The sequence below is a fragment of the Thermanaerovibrio acidaminovorans DSM 6589 genome (genome assembly GCF_000024905.1).
Taxonomy (GTDB): domain Bacteria; phylum Synergistota; class Synergistia; order Synergistales; family Synergistaceae; genus Thermanaerovibrio; species Thermanaerovibrio acidaminovorans.
Map to the genome: position 1 here is coordinate 1,438,499 of NC_013522.1, position 16,340 is coordinate 1,454,838.

The 16,340-nt window shown below is 64.6% G+C and carries 14 protein-coding genes and 3 tRNA genes; 5 read left to right on the forward strand and 12 right to left on the reverse strand.

Annotated features, from left to right (window positions below; all coding sequences use genetic code 11):
- Positions 1–13: 13 nt before the first annotated feature.
- Entirely contained in the window at positions 14–1,156 is a 1,143-nt protein-coding gene (locus TACI_RS07130) for an efflux RND transporter periplasmic adaptor subunit (protein WP_012870127.1), read from the forward strand.
- A gap of 69 nt (positions 1,157–1,225) precedes the next feature.
- Positions 1,226–1,301: transfer RNA gene (locus TACI_RS07135), tRNA-Glu, on the forward strand.
- A 134-nt stretch (positions 1,302–1,435) separates the two neighbouring features.
- Here TACI_RS07135 and TACI_RS07140 read toward each other — a convergent pair.
- The gene (locus tag TACI_RS07140; protein WP_012870128.1) at positions 1,436–2,506 is read right to left on the reverse strand and encodes a hypothetical protein; all 1,071 of its coding nucleotides are present in this window, start codon (positions 2,504–2,506) and stop codon (positions 1,436–1,438) included.
- A gap of 272 nt (positions 2,507–2,778) precedes the next feature.
- Between TACI_RS07140 and TACI_RS07145 the strand changes: the two genes are divergently transcribed.
- A tRNA-Glu gene (locus TACI_RS07145) sits at positions 2,779–2,854 on the forward strand.
- A 71-nt stretch (positions 2,855–2,925) separates the two neighbouring features.
- On the opposite strand, the gene TACI_RS07150 is transcribed toward TACI_RS07145, so the two are convergent.
- The 3 genes from TACI_RS07150 to TACI_RS07160 form a co-directional block, all read right to left on the reverse strand.
- Positions 2,926–4,266 carry an MATE family efflux transporter gene (locus TACI_RS07150; RefSeq protein ID WP_242601091.1) on the reverse strand — a complete coding sequence of 447 codons (1,341 nt, stop codon included), beginning with the start codon at positions 4,264–4,266 and terminating at the stop codon, positions 2,926–2,928.
- A gap of 155 nt (positions 4,267–4,421) precedes the next feature.
- The gene (gene rlmN / locus TACI_RS07155; RefSeq protein WP_012870130.1) at positions 4,422–5,810 is read right to left on the reverse strand and encodes a dual-specificity RNA methyltransferase RlmN; all 1,389 of its coding nucleotides are present in this window, start codon (positions 5,808–5,810) and stop codon (positions 4,422–4,424) included.
- Positions 5,811–5,842: 32 nt separating this feature from the next.
- Positions 5,843–7,126 carry a serine hydroxymethyltransferase gene (locus TACI_RS07160; RefSeq protein ID WP_012870131.1) on the reverse strand — a complete coding sequence of 428 codons (1,284 nt, stop codon included), beginning with the start codon at positions 7,124–7,126 and terminating at the stop codon, positions 5,843–5,845.
- A 90-nt stretch (positions 7,127–7,216) separates the two neighbouring features.
- Here TACI_RS07160 and TACI_RS07165 point away from each other — a divergent pair, with 90 nt between their 5' ends.
- Entirely contained in the window at positions 7,217–7,798 is a 582-nt protein-coding gene (locus TACI_RS07165; RefSeq protein ID WP_012870132.1) for a hypothetical protein, read from the forward strand.
- A gap of 40 nt (positions 7,799–7,838) precedes the next feature.
- Here the strand turns inward: TACI_RS07165 and TACI_RS07170 are convergent, their stop codons facing one another.
- From TACI_RS07170 to TACI_RS07200, 7 genes are all read right to left on the reverse strand, one after another.
- Positions 7,839–9,149: a sodium-dependent transporter gene (locus tag TACI_RS07170; RefSeq protein WP_012870133.1), complete on the reverse strand. Its 1,311-nt coding sequence runs from the start codon at positions 9,147–9,149 to the stop codon at positions 7,839–7,841.
- Positions 9,150–9,392: 243 nt separating this feature from the next.
- A tRNA-Ala gene (locus TACI_RS07175) sits at positions 9,393–9,467 on the reverse strand.
- A gap of 60 nt (positions 9,468–9,527) precedes the next feature.
- Positions 9,528–10,676: an ABC transporter substrate-binding protein gene (locus TACI_RS07180; protein ID WP_012870134.1), complete on the reverse strand. Its 1,149-nt coding sequence runs from the start codon at positions 10,674–10,676 to the stop codon at positions 9,528–9,530.
- A 46-nt stretch (positions 10,677–10,722) separates the two neighbouring features.
- Positions 10,723–11,433 (reverse strand): ABC transporter ATP-binding protein, encoded by a 711-nt coding sequence (locus tag TACI_RS07185; RefSeq protein ID WP_012870135.1) that lies wholly within the window; start codon positions 11,431–11,433, stop codon positions 10,723–10,725.
- Complete coding sequence (locus tag TACI_RS07190) at positions 11,423–12,190, reverse strand: ABC transporter ATP-binding protein (RefSeq protein WP_012870136.1); 768 nt, start codon at positions 12,188–12,190, stop codon at positions 11,423–11,425. Before TACI_RS07190 ends, TACI_RS07185 begins: the two co-directional genes overlap by 11 nt.
- A gap of 1 nt (position 12,191) precedes the next feature.
- Complete coding sequence (locus TACI_RS07195) at positions 12,192–13,073, reverse strand: branched-chain amino acid ABC transporter permease (protein ID WP_012870137.1); 882 nt, start codon at positions 13,071–13,073, stop codon at positions 12,192–12,194.
- A 15-nt stretch (positions 13,074–13,088) separates the two neighbouring features.
- Positions 13,089–13,958 carry a branched-chain amino acid ABC transporter permease gene (locus TACI_RS07200; protein WP_012870138.1) on the reverse strand — a complete coding sequence of 290 codons (870 nt, stop codon included), beginning with the start codon at positions 13,956–13,958 and terminating at the stop codon, positions 13,089–13,091.
- 164 nt (positions 13,959–14,122) lie between these two features.
- On the opposite strand from TACI_RS07200, the gene TACI_RS07205 reads away from it, so the two are divergent.
- The gene (locus tag TACI_RS07205; protein ID WP_012870139.1) at positions 14,123–15,583 is read left to right on the forward strand and encodes a phosphodiester glycosidase family protein; all 1,461 of its coding nucleotides are present in this window, start codon (positions 14,123–14,125) and stop codon (positions 15,581–15,583) included.
- Here TACI_RS07205 and TACI_RS07210 read toward each other — a convergent pair.
- Positions 15,556–16,317, reverse strand: a complete 762-nt coding sequence (locus TACI_RS07210; protein WP_242601092.1) for a mechanosensitive ion channel family protein — start codon at positions 16,315–16,317, stop codon at positions 15,556–15,558. The genes TACI_RS07205 and TACI_RS07210 overlap by 28 nt on opposite strands.
- Between the last annotated feature and the right edge of the window lie 23 nt (positions 16,318–16,340).

The following is a 16,340-nucleotide window of genomic DNA, read 5'->3' on the forward strand; positions in this document are numbered from 1 at the left end:
GAGGTGCGATCCCATGAACAAGCGTAACAGGACGATCCTCATACTAACCCTGGCGGCGGTGCTCATCGCCCTGGGGGTCACCCGGGGGCTCAAGGCCCCCAAGAAGGCCCAGCCCAGGGCCCAGGCACCAGCTCCGGCGGTGGCCACCGTGGCCCCAGAACCATGGGAGGTGCAGGTCACATTCGGCGGCGCCTCCACGCTGGAGGCCATGGAGGACGCGGTCCTCTACTCCAAGGTGACCGGCCGGGTAACCCGGGTGACTGCCCGCCCCGGGGAGCGGGTCCGGAAGGGACAGCTCTTGGCGGTGATCGACTACGACGCCCAGGAGGCCCAGGTGAGGGCCTCATCCGCCCAGGTGGAGTCCGCCCGGGCAAGCCTCCAGCAGGCCCGGGCGAGCCTGGAGGAGGCCCGGCGGGAGATGGAGCGCTACCGGAGGCTGTTCGAGCAGGGGTACGCCACCCGGCAGGAGATGGACAAGCGCTCCACCGCCCTTAGCCAGGCGGAGGCATCCTACCGGCAGGCGGAGGCCAACCTGGGATCCGCCTCCGCCTCCCTGAGCGCCCAGAGGGTCAACCGGCGGGACTACCAGATAACCTCCCCGGTGGACGGCACCGTGCTGGACGACTACGGCATAGCGCCGGGCACCATGGCGGGCCCCTCCACTCCCCTCTTCCGGGTGGCCAACGTGCGGATCCTCAAGGCCACGGTGAACCTGCCGGAGACGGAGCTCAAGGACCTGAAGGAGGGCATGGCCGCCACTGTGACCTGCGAGGCCCTGGGGGACGTGACCTTCCGGGGGACGCTGAAGACCATCTACCCCTACGTGGACACCTCCACCAGGACCGTCAAGGCCCAGGTGTGGATGGAGAACCCGGGAAACCTTAAACCCGGCATGCTCTCCCGGGTGACCTTCGTTAAGGGCACCCATAGGGGGCTCAAGATACCCGTTGAGGCCGCCATGAATGGAAAAGTCTTCGTCCTGGAGGACGGGAAGGCGCGGGAGAGGGCCGTCAAGCCGGGGGCCGAAAGGGACGGGATGCTGATGGTCCTTGAGGGGCTCTCCGCATCCGACCGGGTCATAACCCCCTTCCCGGAGGGCATGAGGGACGGGGACCCGGTCTCCCACAAGGCAACCCAAGAGGCCACCGAAGACTGAACCTTACACGCCCAGTAACCCCTTGCGCGTTCCCATGAGAGATGGTAGAATGCGCCTTGTGTGATACGCGGTCCCATCGTCCAGAGGCCTAGGACGCCGGGTTCTCAGCCCGGAAACAGGGGTTCGAATCCCCTTGGGACTGCCAAGAACGCGCCGCGGGGCCGGACACCGATCCGGCCCCGCTTTCTTATTTTTCTTATACTGCCCCGTAACCCCAGGGGCCAAGAAGGGCCGGAGGGACACGGGCGTCGCCGCATCCCCCCGGCTGCAGACCGCAGATCAGAAGACCACCTGGGTCCGGAACCGAACCAGGTGGTCGTCCCCGGAGCGGAAATCGCTGTGGTTGCCGGTGCCGTAGTCGATCTTGTCGTACAGGAGCTCGAACCGGACCGCCGGATTGAGCTGGTAGGCCACACCGAAGGTGTAGTTTACCGTATCGTTCACGTTGCCCACTTGGGTGGTATCCCTGGCACCGGAGAAGTCCGCCCTCATGTAGCGCTGGAAGGTGGACCACTTGTCGTTCCAGTTCTGCTTGGCGTAGGCAAAGAACACGGTGGTATCGCCTTTGCCGGTACTTGCACCACGATTGGCCAGCGTCTTGGCGCCGTAGTTGCTGTAGGCGCTGCTGTTCCTGTCCCCCAAACCGTCATCCACGGTGTCCCCCACCATCCAGAACGCATCGTCAATCTTTGCGTACTCGAGCCACAGGCTGGTGAACCTGAGAAGGTCCTGCTTCACGTCCAGGATGACCTTGTAGGCCACCGGGGAGTCGTTGGCCAGGGTGAGGAATGACTTATGCCACAGGTTCTGTCTGTAGTAGACCCCCTTCAGGGACACGGAGGGGTTGAACTTGAACTCCATGTCGGCCCCGTAGGTTTCGCTTACCCCCACGCCGTCGCTCCTTCGGGACTGCTCATAGTCGTAACTGTTCCACACGCCGCTGAGCCCCAGGCGGAACTGCTCGTTGAAGTTGAAGTCCATCCGGGCGCCGTACATGAAGAACTCGTCCACGGAAACGGCGTCATCGTCCCGGTGGCTCACGAAGGCATCGAAGTCCACCATCCCGAAGCCCTTCTGGAAACGGAAGCCCTTGAGGTCCCAGTCGCCCACGAAGGCCTCGTTGTCCACGTAGAGGCCCCTCTCGTCCTCCCAGTCGATGTTCTGCCGACCGACGGTCATGGTGATGTCGTAGGGCAACTTGGTGGTCACATAGTAGTAGTCCCACTTAACTAGATCGGTGGCGCCATCAGCCTCGCTGCCCAGACGGGCGGTGAAGCTGGTGGCCTCGTTGATCCGCTTCTTGATCCAAATGCGGTAACGGTTAAGGTCGAAGTCCGCCTTGCCGTCCACACCGTAATAGCCATCGTCCTCGTTCTGGAACTTGGCATCGAAGCGGAACTCACCGGCGAGGCTCCAGCCCCCAGGTCCTTCTCGAGCACCGCCACCCGGCTGTCCAGCTTGTCAACCTTCACACCATAAATATTACAAATCAACAAACAAATCAACCTGCGCGGCCAAGAAGATTCTCCCCCTGGCCCGGCGCGTTCCACCCACGGGGAAAACGCCCATCCCCCCTTGCGCGTTCCAATGGGGGGTGGTAGAATAACCCTTGCGCGATACGCGGTCCCATCGTCCAGAGGCCTAGGACGCCGGGTTCTCAGCCCGGAAACAGGGGTTCGAATCCCCTTGGGACTGCCAAGAACGTACCGCGGGGCCGGGCACCTGTCCGGCCCCGCTTTCTTTTAGCCCCCCTTAGATCCCCCGGCGGATCACATGACCTTCCCATCCTCGATCCTGCCCAGGGCCCTAAGCTGGAGCGCCAGCATGACGCCGGTGATAATGGCGGAGATGAGATCCGACAGGGGGTAGACCAGCCAAACCCCCTTGAGCCCCATGGCGGGGGGCAGCACCAGAAGGAGCGGGATGAACAGGAGCACCTGCCTGGAGAGGGACAACACGAAGGATTTGAGCCCCTTGCCCATGGCCTGGAAGACCCCGGTGCCCGCCACCTGGAACCCCACCACCGGGAAGCCAAGCCCCATGGTCCTCAAGGTCCTCTCCCCGACCCCTATCAGGGCCTCCTCGGGGGTGAAGAGGGAGAAGATCTCCCTAGGGAAGATCATCATCAGGACGAAGGCCAGGGTGGACAGGCCCGAGGCCATGAGAAGCGACAGCTTTATGGCCCTGATGGCCCGATCCATCTTCCCCGCCCCATAGTTGTACCCCAGGATGGGCTGCAGCCCCTGCCCGACCCCTATGATGGGCATGAAGGCCAGGGCGACCACTCGGTTCACCACCCCAAAGGCCGCCACCGCGTCACTGGACCCGTACCGCTGAAGGCTCCGGACCACCAGGGCCACCACCACCGCCGAGGCCCCAAGCCGGACGAACTCCGACGACCCCACCCCGAGGATCTGCCTCAGCACCCCCCAACGGGGCACCAGGTGACGGACCCCTATGGAAAGCATCCTGCCCCCCGACAGGGCAAAGTGGACCATGAGCCAGACCACCATCACCCCCTGGGATATGACCGTGGCCAGCGCGGCCCCCCTGACCCCCATGCCCAATGGGAATATGAAGACATAGTCCAGCACCACGTTGGTCCCCGCGGAGACCAGCATGGTGGCCATGGCCAGCTTGGCCCGCCCCTGGGCCCTGACGGTGCTGTTCATCCCTATGCCCGCCATTATGAGGGGAAAGCCCCATATGATCACCTCAAGATAGGCCCTGCCGTGGGGCAGGACATCCTCAGAGGCCCCCATGAGGCCCAGGATCTGCCCCAGGGCCAGGTGACAGCCCACCGCCATGATCAGACCGAACGTCCAGGCGAACCACATCAGGTTGCCAAAGGCGTAGCAGGCGGTCTCTCGATCCCCCGCCCCGATGCTCCGGGACACCAGGGACGACCCCCCGACTCCCCCCATGGTGGCGAAGGCCATGGCCAGGAACTGCACCGGAAAAGCCATGGCGGTCCCCGCCAAACCCAAGGGCCCAACTCCCCACCCTATGAAGAGGGCGTCCACCATGTTGTAGGTGGCCTGGACGAACATGCCCACCATGGCGGGCAGGGACAGCCTCATGAGAAGCCGCCCCACCGGTTCGCTACCCAAAAACTCGCTTCCCCGAAAAGACAAGAAGATACCCCCGCTTCACTCCAAGACTCACAACCTATAAACCAAGGCCCGGTCATTATACCACCGGTCTTTTAAATGACCCACGGTCACAAACCCCACCGCTAAAGGGGGCCCCGCTGGAGCCCCCGGCCCTACCTCCCCTTGTTCCTGCCGGCCCCGCCGGGGCGCTTGCCCCTAGGACCGTTGCCCCTTGGCCCCCGGGGGCGCCCCGCGGGCCCCGGACCACTCCGGTCCCGCTTGCCCGGGCCCTCGCCCCGGGGCCGGTTCCCCTCCGGCGCGGACCTTCCCCCTGCGGCGGGCTTTTTATGTCCTCCCCTGCGGGATCCGCCGGAGTCGCCACCACTGGCCTTTCCGCCCTCCCCCTTGGAGGCCGAAGCCTGCCGGCGGCCCCCCTTGTTGGGGCCCCTGTCGGGCTTCGAATCCCCCGCAGGACCTGGGGCCTTGGGGGCCTGCTCGCCCCCCCTTTGGCCCCCCTGGGGGCTGGCCTCCTGGATCCCAGGGGACACCTGGCGCCGGAGCTGCCCGCAGGCGCCTCCCACGTCGGAGCCCTTGCTCTGCCTCATGGCCACCGGGTAGCCCATGGCGGTCAGCAGGTCCCCGAAGGCCCTGACCCGGAAGGGCGGCGAGGGCCTGAAGCGCTGGTCCCCCACGCAGCTGCCGGGGATCAGGTTTACGAAGGCGGAGAGCCCCTTCAGGTACTCCCCCAGCTGCCTGGCCATGGGCACCGAATCGTTCACCTGGTCGAACAGGGAGTACTCTATGGTTATCCTGTCACCGGTGATCTCCTGGTACTCCATGAGGGCCCTCTTGAGCTCCTTCAGGGGGTACTGGGCGTTTATGGGGACCAGCTGGTCCCTTAGCTCGTCGTTCGGGGCGTGCAGGGATACCGCCAACCTAACCCCCAGCCCCTCCCGGGCGAGGTTAAGTATCCCGGGGATGATCCCGCTGGTGGAGACGGTGATGTGTCTTATGCCCAGCCCCCTCATCTTGGGGTGGTTCAGGTTCCTTATGGCCCCGATCAGGTTGTGGTAGTTAAGCATGGGCTCCCCCATCCCCATGAAGACCAGGTTCTTTATCTCCCCAAGCCGGGCCTCCATGGCAAGAAACTGGCCCACCATCTCCCCCACGGTCATGTTCCTCTCGAACCCCGACTGACCGGTGGCGCAGAAGGGACAGCCCAAGGGGCAACCCACCTGGGTGGACACGCAGGCGGTGATCCGCCCCGGGTGCCATATGGCCACCGACTCCACCGAGGACCCGTCGAAGTCGAAGAGGAACTTCTTGGTCCCGTCCCTGCCGGAGGCCCTCATGCCCAGCATCTTGGGCAGCCCCACCCGGAATGCCCCGTCCAGCCTATTCCGCAACTCCAACGACAGGTCGCTCATCAGCTGGAACTCGAAGACGTGCCGTCGGTAGAACCACCCACAAACCTGATCCGCCCGGAAGCGCTTCTCCCCCAGGGCCTCCATCTCCCTGACCCAATCCTCGTAGGATAGGGACAGGGCATCCATCTTAGACATCTCTCATCCTCCAAACTGCTCGATATGAGCCATCACCGGGCCTCCACCCAGGGCTCCCTCATGGAGGTGTAGAGGGGGAAGGCCAGGCTCATCTCCCGCACCTGGCCAGCCAGCCTCTCCAGCTCCTGATGGTTGTCCCTCAAGGCGATGGCCCGGTCTATGATCTCCGCTATGGTCCTCATCTCCACCGGACCCAAGCCCCGGGTGGTCAGCGCGGCGGTGCCCAGCCTTATGCCGCTGGCAACCATGGGCTTCTCCGGGTCGAAGGGGATCATGTTCTTGTTGCAGGCTATGCCGATCCGATCCAGGAGGACCTCCGCCTCCTTGCCGGTGATCCCCTTGGAGCGGAGGTCCACTAGTAACAGATGGTTGTCGGTCCCGCCACTCACCAGCCGGAAGCCCCGATCCATCAGGGCCTCCGCCAGGGCCTTGGCGTTAAGGACCACGTTCCGGGCGTACTCCTTGAAGTCCTCCCTCATGGCCAGGTGGAAGCAGACCGCCTTGCCCGCCATCACGTGGACCAGGGGCCCACCCTGGATGCCCGGGAAGACCGTCCTGTCCAGCTGAGCGGCGTACTGGGACCTGCACAGCACCAAAGCCCCCCTGGGCCCCCGCAGGGTCTTATGGGTGGTGGTGGTCACGAAGTCCGCGTGGGGAACCGGGCTTGGGTGGACTCCCCCCGCCACCAGCCCCGCTATGTGGGCCATGTCCACCATGAGGACCGCCCCCACCTCCTGGGCGATCCGGGCGAAGGCCTCGAAGTCTATGAACCGGGGATAGGCGCTGGCCCCCGCCACGATGACCCGGGGACGATGCTCCAGGGCCAGCTGGCGTACCTGGTCGTAGTCGATGGTCTCCGTGTCGGGCCTGACCCCGTAGCCCACCACGTTGTATATGAGCCCCGTGAAGTTGAGCGGATGCCCGTGGGACAGGTGCCCCCCCTGGTCCAGCTTCATGGCCAACATGGTGTCCCCGGGCTTCATGACCGCGAAGTAGACCGCCATGTTGGCGGTGGTCCCCGAGTGGGGCTGCACGTTGGCATGCTCCGCTCCGAAGAGCTCCTTGGCCCGGCGGATCGCCAGGTCCTCTATCTCCTCCACGAACTCGCAGCCCCCGTAATACTTCTTGTGAGGGTAACCCTCCGCGTACTTGTTGGTGAGAATGGACCCCTGGGCCTCCAGGATGGCCCGGGGAACGAAGTTCTCCGACGCGATCATCTCCAGGCCAGCCCTCTGCCTGCCCTGCTCCCGAACCATCAGACCGTAAAGGTCCCCGTCCACCTTCCCTATGGAAGCCTCGAAGTCCGCCCCACTCATCTCTGATCACCCCCATGGTCTTGTACATCTGGAGATAGGATTATAATATAATAATCCTAATTTGCGGTGAAAAAGGAGGAGCACTAAAAGATGATCCACCGGAGATCCTTCAGCTTCCCCTGGGGCCCGTTGACCCTGGGGATCCTGCTTCTGCTCGCCCCCCTGGGGGGGCTGCCCGCCATGGGGGTGGCTTTCCTGCCCTCGGACCACCAGGGCTACATGATATACAAAGGCCCCAACGGCGCCCAGAGCTACCGGATATACGTGAGCTCCAAGGGGGTAAGGATCGATGCCCAGGGGGCGGTGGACATATACAGGCCGGACCTGGGGGTGGTGTGGCGCCTCAATGGGGGGGACAAGACCTACCAGGAGCTAAGGTACCAGGACCACCCGGGCTACTTCTCCCTGGACGGGGTGCCGGGCACCACCGGGGAGTCGTACCTGGGGGAGGAGCTGGTGGGGGACGTCCGGTGCTCCAAGTTCCTGGTGAGCAGGACCGTGGGAGGGATCCGGGAGAACCTGGTCAAGTGGGTCAGCTCCAAGACGGGGCTCCTGGTAAAGGTGGCGGACCGGTACAACCGGTGGAGCATGGAGATAAGGGACATCAAGGAGGGGCCCCTGCCGGAGGGGCTCTTCCAGCTGCCCAAGGGGTACGTGAAGGCGGAGGGGTGAGGAAGCGGGGGGCCCACTGGCCCCCCGCTTAGCTTACAGCCTAGAAGCCCCCCACCAGTATGCCCAGCACCAGCACCGCCACGGAGGTCAGGACGAAGACGTACTTGGCGTGGAAGGACCACCAGGCCCCCAGCTTCCTGGCCGCCCCCCGGTTAACCTGCTCCCGAGCCCGGTCCGCCCCGTAGAACCAGAAGAACACCACCGCGGAGAGCACCGCCCCCAGGGGTACCACGTAGGTGGTGACCAGATCGGCGAAGGTGCCGAAGAGATTAAGGTTCACGTCCATGGGCATCCCCAGCAGGAAGCCCAGAGCGGCCACCAGAAGGGAGCTCCTCATGCGGCTCAGCTTAAAGCGGTCCATCACCGCCTCCACCGGCACCTCCATCAGGTTTATGGCGGAGGACACGGCGGCGAAGAGCACGCAAAGGAAGAACAGCACCCCGAAGACGTAGCCCCCCCGCATGGAGCCGAAGATGTGGGGCACCGTTATGAAGAGCAGCGACGGGCCGGCCCCAACGTCCAGCTTGAAGGCGAAGGCGGCGGGGATGGTCACCAGGGCGGAGAGGATGGACGCCACCGTGGTCCAGAAGGCGGCGTTCACCGCCGAGGAGGGGATGTCCTCCCCGTCACCCAGGTAGCTGCCGTACACCAGCATGGCGGCCCCACCTAGGCAGACGGTGAAGAACGCCATCCCCAGCGCCATGACCCAGGTCTTGGCCTCCAGAAGGTGATGCCACTTGGGGACGAAAAGGAACCGTACCCCCTCCATGGCCCCGGGCAGGGTCAGGGACCTTACCGCCAGGGCCAGCAGGATCAGGAACAGGGCGGGCATCATCACCTTGTTGGACTTCTCGATGCCCCCCTGGACCCCCCTCACGATGATGGCCATGGTGATGATCATGGCCAGCAGGTGCCACAGGACGCTTTCCCAGCTGCCCGCAAAGGCCTGGAAGTAGGGACCTGGGTCCATCCGCCCGAAGGCCCCAAGGACCGAGAGGACCAGGTACTTCAGCACCCAGCCGCAGACTATGAGGTAGAAGACGAAGACCCCGCTGACGCCCAGCACCGGGATGAGGCCCAGGGCACCCCCGAAGCCCACCCCCTGCTCCTTGAGCACGTTGCCGAAGGCCCTGATGGCCCCCGCCCTCTGGCTCCGACCGAAGGCGAACTCCCCCATGAGGCCCGTTACCGCCAAGCCGAAGGTGAAGGCCAGGTAGGGGATCAGAAAGGCCGCCCCGCCGAAGGCCCCCAGCCTCCAGGGGAAGAGCCATATGCTACCGAGCCCCATGGCGGCCCCCACGCAGGCCAAAACGAAACCTATCTTGCCCGAAAAAGTCTCCCTTCCCTCCACGAAACATCCTCCTTCCAAAATTCACGACAAAAACGCGAACGACCCGAAGCAAATACTACATTGCCGGACAAAACCTTCAAGTATGAAAGTTAAATCCGAAATGTCTCTTGGGTATTGAACGCAAATTCCGACGTATGGGGTCGGGACTTACCGACGGGAAGGCCCCCGGTATTCGGATCTGAAGATTGGGAGGAATTGGTGGAAAAATCGAAAGGGGCCGTCCGAAGACGGCCCCGTGAGTCCTGGTGGAGCTGGGGGGAGTTGAACCCCCGACCTCTTCCATGCCAAGGAAGCGCGCTCCCGCTGCGCCACAGCCCCAGTCACAACGGAGAGAATTATATTAGCCCTCGGGCCCCCTGTCAACAGCCCGGATCCCCATCAGGGGGTTATTATGTCCGGGTTGTCGATCATGCCGAAGTGGCGGAACTTGCCGTTCCTCACGATCTGCACCTGAACGGGCTTTATGACCTCCCCGCGGCTGTCGAAGCCCCGGATTATGCCCGTGAGGCCGTTGTAGGCGGACGTCTTGGCGATGGCGTCCCGGATGGCCTTCCGGTCCGCGCTCCCCGCCCTCCTGATGGCCTCCACGATTATCATGAAGGCGTCGTAGGCGGAGGCCCCCACCATGTCGGGCTCGACCTTGTAGCGCGCCCGGTACTCCTTAAGGAACTTCTGCACCACCGGCCGGGGGTCGTCCCGGTTCAGGTTGGTGACGATCACGAACCCCTCCGCCGCCTTGCCGGCGATCTCGATGGTCTTGGGGGAGTCCGCCCCCTCCTCGCCTATTATCTGGGCTATTATCCCCATCTCCCGGGCCTGCTTGAGCATGGGGCCCGTCTGAAAGTAGTAGCCGCTGGCGAAGATCACGTCCGGGTCCGCCTCCTTGATCTTGGCCAGGTACGCCTTGAAGTCCTTCTCGCTGGCGGGATAGGTGAGGGAAGCCACCAGCGGGACGTTGGGGGCGTACTTGTTCAGGTAGGTCTTGAACCCCTCCGCCAGGGTGCGGCCGAAGTCATTGTCGCTGGTCAGCATGGCCAGCCTCTTGCCCCTCAAGAGCTTCACCGCCGTGTAGGCCGCCGCCTGCCCCTCCACCTTGCCCAGGAACCCGTTGCGGAACGTGTAGTCCCCCTTGGTCACGTCCGGGTGAATCGCATAGGCGGCAACGAAGGGGATCTCCTCGTCATCAAATACGGGGGCCACCGCCCGGGAGGGCATGCTGTAGGACCCCCCCACCACCGCCACCACCCGGTCCTGATTGATCAGCTTCTGGGCCAGTGGGACCGCCTGCTTGGGATCCGCCGCGTCGTCGTAGTAGACCAGCTGGACCTTGCGGCCCAGGACGCCACCGGAGGCGTTCACGTGCTCCACCGCCAGCTTCACCGAGTTGAGGGCACTCTCCCCATCAGCGGCGGCGAAACCGGTCATCGGGACCAGGAGCCCTATCTTTATGGGCTCCGCCCCAAAAGCCCAGGCCCCCACCGACAGGACCATCACCGCCGCCAGGAACAGCACTCCAAACCTCCTCATGCGCACCCACCTCCTCCATGTAGATAAGGGGACATCCCCCCGAAACCTATATGCCAAGGTAAGCCTCCCGGACCCTGGGATCCGCCATCAGTTCCTGGCTGCTGCCGGATATCTCGATCCGCCCGGTCTGAAGGATGTAGCCCCGGTGGGATATTCCAAGGGACGCCAGGGCGTTCTGCTCCACCAGGAGTATGGTCATCCCCTCCGATATGTTGAGATCCCTCAGCACCTGGAACACCTGATCCACCAGCTTGGGCATGAGCCCCATGGACACCTCGTCCACCAGGAGCAGCTTGGGATCCGACACCAACGCCCTGCCTATGGCCAGCTGCTGCTGCTCACCCCCCGAGAGGGTCACCGCCAGCTGACCTTCCCTCTCCTCAAGCACCGGGAAGAGGCGGTATATCCACTCCAGCCTCTCTTTGAGCCCCCGATCCTTGGGGATCCCGTAGGCCCCCATCAGGAGGTTCTCCCTCACGGTGAGCTCCGGGAAGACCCGGGCCCTCTCGGGCACCATCCGGATCCCCAGCCGCGCCCTCTCGTGGGGCTCCATCCGGGTCACGTCCCGGCCCATGAAGGATATCCTGCCCCCCTTGGGCATGGTGAGCCCCATGAGGGCCCTGAGCACCGTGGTCTTGCCCGCCCCGTTGGCCCCTATCACCGAGACCAGCTCCCCCTCCTCTACCCCGAGGCTCACCCCGTGGACCGCCTCGAAGTCCCCGTAGGAGACCTTCAGGTCCTCCACCTCAAGGAGCAACCGCCACACCCCCCTTGCCCAGGTAGGCCTCCACCACCGCCGGATCGGAGGCCACCTGCTGGGGCAGCCCCTCCGCCAGCTTGCGGCCGTGGTCCAGCACCACCACCCGGTGGCTAAGCCCCATGGCCACCCTCATGTTGTGCTCTATGAGGAGCACCGACACGCCGGAGTCCCTTATGGACCTCACCAGCTCCTCTATCATTACGATCTCCTCGTGCCTCAGCCCGGAGAAGCACTCGTCCAGCAACAGCAGCTTGGGCTCCAGCGCCAGGGCCCGGCCTATCTCGAGTCGCCTGAGGTTACCTATGGGCAGCGAGGAGGCCCTGGCGTCCTTGAGATCCAGAAGCCCCACCTTGGCGAGGATCTCCTCCCCCCTCTCCAGGGTGGCCCTGGTACGCCAAAATCCGGACGCCCTCAAGGGGGATCCCCGGTACCGGAAGCCCCCCAGGGCGACGCACACGTTCTCCAACACCGTGAGGGCCCCAAAGGGGCGCACTATCTGGAACGTCCTGCCCACCCCGAGCTCCGCCATCCGATGGGGCGGGAGACCGTCGGTCCTCCGGCCATCGAAGACGATGGTGCCCCCGGTGGGCTTAAGCACCCCGGATATCATGTTGAAGCAGGTGGTCTTCCCCGCCCCGTTGGGGCCCAGCAGCCCCAGTATCTCCCCTCGAGCCATGGAGAAGCTCACCGAGTCCACCGCCTTGAGCCCACCGAAGCTGATCGAAAGGTCCCTTACCTCCAAGATCGGGTCCAACTCAGTCACCTCCCCGGGGCCTAAGCCTTCTGAAGACCCTCATGGCAAGGCTTTGATCCCCCAAAAGGCCCCCAGGCTGGAACCGGATCATCCCCAGGAGCAGGGCCCCGTAGAGGAGCATCCTGTACTCCATTATGGGCCGGAACACCTCCGGCAGGATCCCCAGCACCACCGCCCCCACCACCGGGCCCCAGAGGGTCCCCATGCCACCCAGGACCACCATGGACAGGAACATGACCGACACGGGGAAGCCGAAGTCCCCGGGGCTTATGAACCTCATGTAGTGGGCGTAGAGGGCCCCGGACAGGGCCGCCAGCTTCGCCCCCACCACGAAGGCGCTAAGCTTGAACTTCATGGGCCAGATGCCCATGCTGGCCGCGGCGGTCTCGTCCTCCCGGATGGCAAAGCACCCAAGCCCCAGCCAGGATCGCCGGAACCACAGACAGCCCAGGACGGATGCCCCAAGGAAGGCCAGGCAGAGCCACAGGAACCCCACCCCCTTGAGCTTCTCCCCCAGGAAGACCACCCGGGGTATGCCCCCTATCCCCAGGGCACCGCCGAAGAAGGGGGTGTAGAGGAATATGGCCTCCACGATGAAGTTGATCCCTATGGTGGTTATGGCCAGGAAGTCCTCCTTCAGCCTTATGCTGGGAAGCCCCAGCAGGGCCCCCACGGAACCCGATATGGCAAGCACCACCGGCAGCGCCAGCCAGAAGGACAGGCCATTGGTGGTCAACATGGCGCAGGCGTAGGCCCCTATTCCGAAGAAGGCCGCATGACCCAGGGATATCTGCCCCGCATAACCCACTATCACGTTCAATCCCAGGGCCCCTATGGCCTGGATGGCTATTATGGTGGCCACGCTCACCGCGTAATCGTTCACGGGATCACCTCCAGACTACCGGGGCCGGCGGGCGAATAGCCCCTTGGGCCTGACCAGGAGAACCAGTATCATGGCGATGAACGCCAGGGCGTCCCTCGGAAGGGGAACGTTGGCGTAGCCGATGAGCAAAGTCTCCGCCACCCCCAAAAGCAGGGAGGCCATCACCGCCCCAGGCACGGACCCCATGCCTCCCACCACGATGAGCGCCAACGTCTTGTAGGCCGGGACCGCCCCCATGGAGGGGTAGACCTGATTGTAGTAGACCCCCACCAACACCCCCGCCAGGGCGGCGGTGAAGGAGCCTATGACGAAGGTGAGGCTCACCACCCGGTGGCTGTTCACCCCCAGGGAGGAGGCCACCTCCATGTCCTGGGAGGCGGCCCTCATGGCAAGGCCGAACTCGGTCCGGGTTGTGACGAACCAGAGGGAGAGGAGCACCAGGCCGGTGGTGAGGTAGACCGCGAGCAACGGCGGCGACACGGTGACCACCCCCAGCTTCAGGGCCGGCAGCGGGATCTCCGCCGGGAAGGACCGGATCTCCGGCCCCGCCACCAGCCGGATCAGCTCCTCCAGGGATATGAACACCGCTATGCTGCCTATGAGGGGCACGTAGGGAGGGTACTTGAGGAGCGGGAAGTAGAACAGCCTCTCGATGGCCACCCCCAGCAGGGAGCTCACCGCCCCCGCCAGCAGGACCCCCATCAGCAGGCTGCCGGTCCACTGGGCGGCGAAGAGCCCCACGTAGGCCCCCACCGCGTAGACCCCCGCATGGGCCACGTGCAGGATCCTCAAGATCCCGTACACCAGCGCAAGCCCCAGGGTGGTGAGGCCGTATATGGCCCCGATGGCGAGACCGTTCAAAAGCTGCTCCAGGAATAGCTGCAACGGATCCACCTCCAAGGCGCAAGGTTGAAAAACCGTTAAAGTAGCTCTGATCTCCACTGCCGGAGCAGTTCTTAATATACAGAACCTTGCCCAGGTTGTCCAATACCCGTCTCCATGGAGGATAATGGGTTAAAAAAGCCATAAACTAGGATCGGAGGTTCCCCATGACCGGCTATAAATGGCCCCTGCGGCCCCTCTTCATCACCTTCCTGGCGCTCATGGTCCTAACAAGCCCCGCCCTGGCGGAGGACTTAGCATCCGACGCCGCCCATCAGGTTCAGGGGCAGGAGGCCTCATCCGGTGTCCTGGAGGAGCGCCTCAAGTCCGCGGGCTTCGGCGCCGCCATGCGGCTCGTGGCATCCCTGAGGGGCGCGGGGGCGGATCCCCAGGTGACGCTGAACGGTCAGGCGGAAGCGAACCTGCCCCAGGGGGAGGCCATATCCCGGGTGGAGGTGCTGGACCGGATGGAGGGGATGAGCCTCAAGGTGGTCCAGGTGGGCAGGCAGACCACCGCAAGGGGCCCCTTCTTCCTCCAGTCCGACCGGTCGGACCTCTTCGCCCCCATGGCCCTCTGGGCAATGGGACAGGGGAAGGCGGCCACGGCGCTCCCGGACGGCAGCGTCCAGGTGGGGCCCTTCGAGACCTCCGAGGAGGCGCTCAGGGCATCGGAGGAGAACCCGGACTGGAACGCCTCCTGCGTGGCCTCCCAGGAGGAGTCCGGGGGCCCCAAGCTCTACTACGCGGTGCTCCGGGTGGACACCTCCAAGGTGCAGGTGGACCCGGTCTTCGCCGGCTCCTACGGCATGGGCAGGGCCCCCATGTCGTTCCTGAGCCAGATGTCCAAGGCCGTCGCCATGGTGAACGGGGGCTACTACTACTCCGCCTACCCCATAGGCACCATGGTGCACCGGGGCATCCCCCTGGGCAGGCCCATCATGGGCCGGTCGGCGGTGGGGATCACCCAGGACGGATCGGTCTTCTTCGGCGACGGCTCAGCCAGCTTCGGGGTCTCCAACGGGGAGTGGACCCTTCCCATCGGGGACTTCAACGTGCCCCCCAAGAACGGGAACCTGTCCATCTTCTACGGCGGGGCCTACAGGCCGGGGAACCAGGCGCTGCTCTCCTTGTCCGTCAAGGACGGGATCGTCCAGGATGAGCCCCAGGGGGCGGACTTCACCCTGCTGGCCAACGGAAGGGCGGCGGAGGCGTTGGGATCCCTGAACATCGGCGATACCCTGCAACTGGTCCGGCGGTTCGCCTTCCCCGCCTTCGAGGCCTGCCGGCTGGTGATCCAGGGGGGGCCCATGATCGTCGAGAACCGCCGGTACGTGAACCGATCCGAGGGGCTCTCCAGGTCCATACGGGAGAGGCGGCATCCCCGGACCCTGGTGGGGATAGACGAGCAGGGGCTGGTCTTCATGGTGATAGACGGCAGGAACGGCCACAGCTCCGGGGTCACCCTGGAGGAGGCCGCCAACCTGGCCCTGGAAGAGGGGCTCGTGGCGGCGCTCAACCTGGACGGAGGGGGATCCAGTCAGATGATCTGGCGGGGGGTGACGGTCAACATCCCCTCGGACGGGAAGGAGAGGCCTCTTCCCTACGGCATAGGGCTCTTCCCCCGCTGAGGATCCAGGAGGGACACGTCCAGGTGAGGGTAGGCAAACTGGATGCCCCTGGAGTCGAAGGCCTCCTTGAGCAGCATCCGGTAGCGCCTGCCCACCTCCCACTGGCTGCCCGGGACGGTCTTTATGAGGGCCCTCAGGACCATCCAGCTGTCCTTGAAGTCCACGATCCCCTGGATCACCGGGGGCTCGATCACAACGTCCCCCATCTCTCCCATCAGGGCCGCCGCGCAGTCCTCCATGGCGGCCATGGCCCCCTTGGGGTCCTCCTCGTAGGGGATGTTCACCTCCACGTTGGCCACCGACCAGCCCCTGGTGTGGTTCACCACCCTGGATATCTGGCTGTTGGGGATTATGATTAGCTCCCCGTTCAGGCTTCTGAGGCGGGTGCACCGGAGGCTGAATGCCTCCACCGTCCCGGCGAGCCCGTCGATGACAACCACCTCACCCACGTTGAACTGGTTCTCCATCAGGATTAGGAAACCGCAGAGGAAGTCCCGGATTATGCTCTGGGCCGCCAGGGAGATGCCCAGCCCCGCCACCCCCACCCCCGCCATCAGGGCCTTGACGTTGATCCCCAGGGTGTCCATCACCGACAGCCCCATGGGTATCCCCAATCCCACCCGGGCCACCCAAACCCCCATCCTCTCAAGGGTGTCGACCCGGTTCTGATCCCCCGGCGCGGCCGCCCTGGACCTGGCCAAGGCGGCGGCCCGGCGGATAAGGTGCGCCAACACACGGTTAAACCCAAACCAAAGCA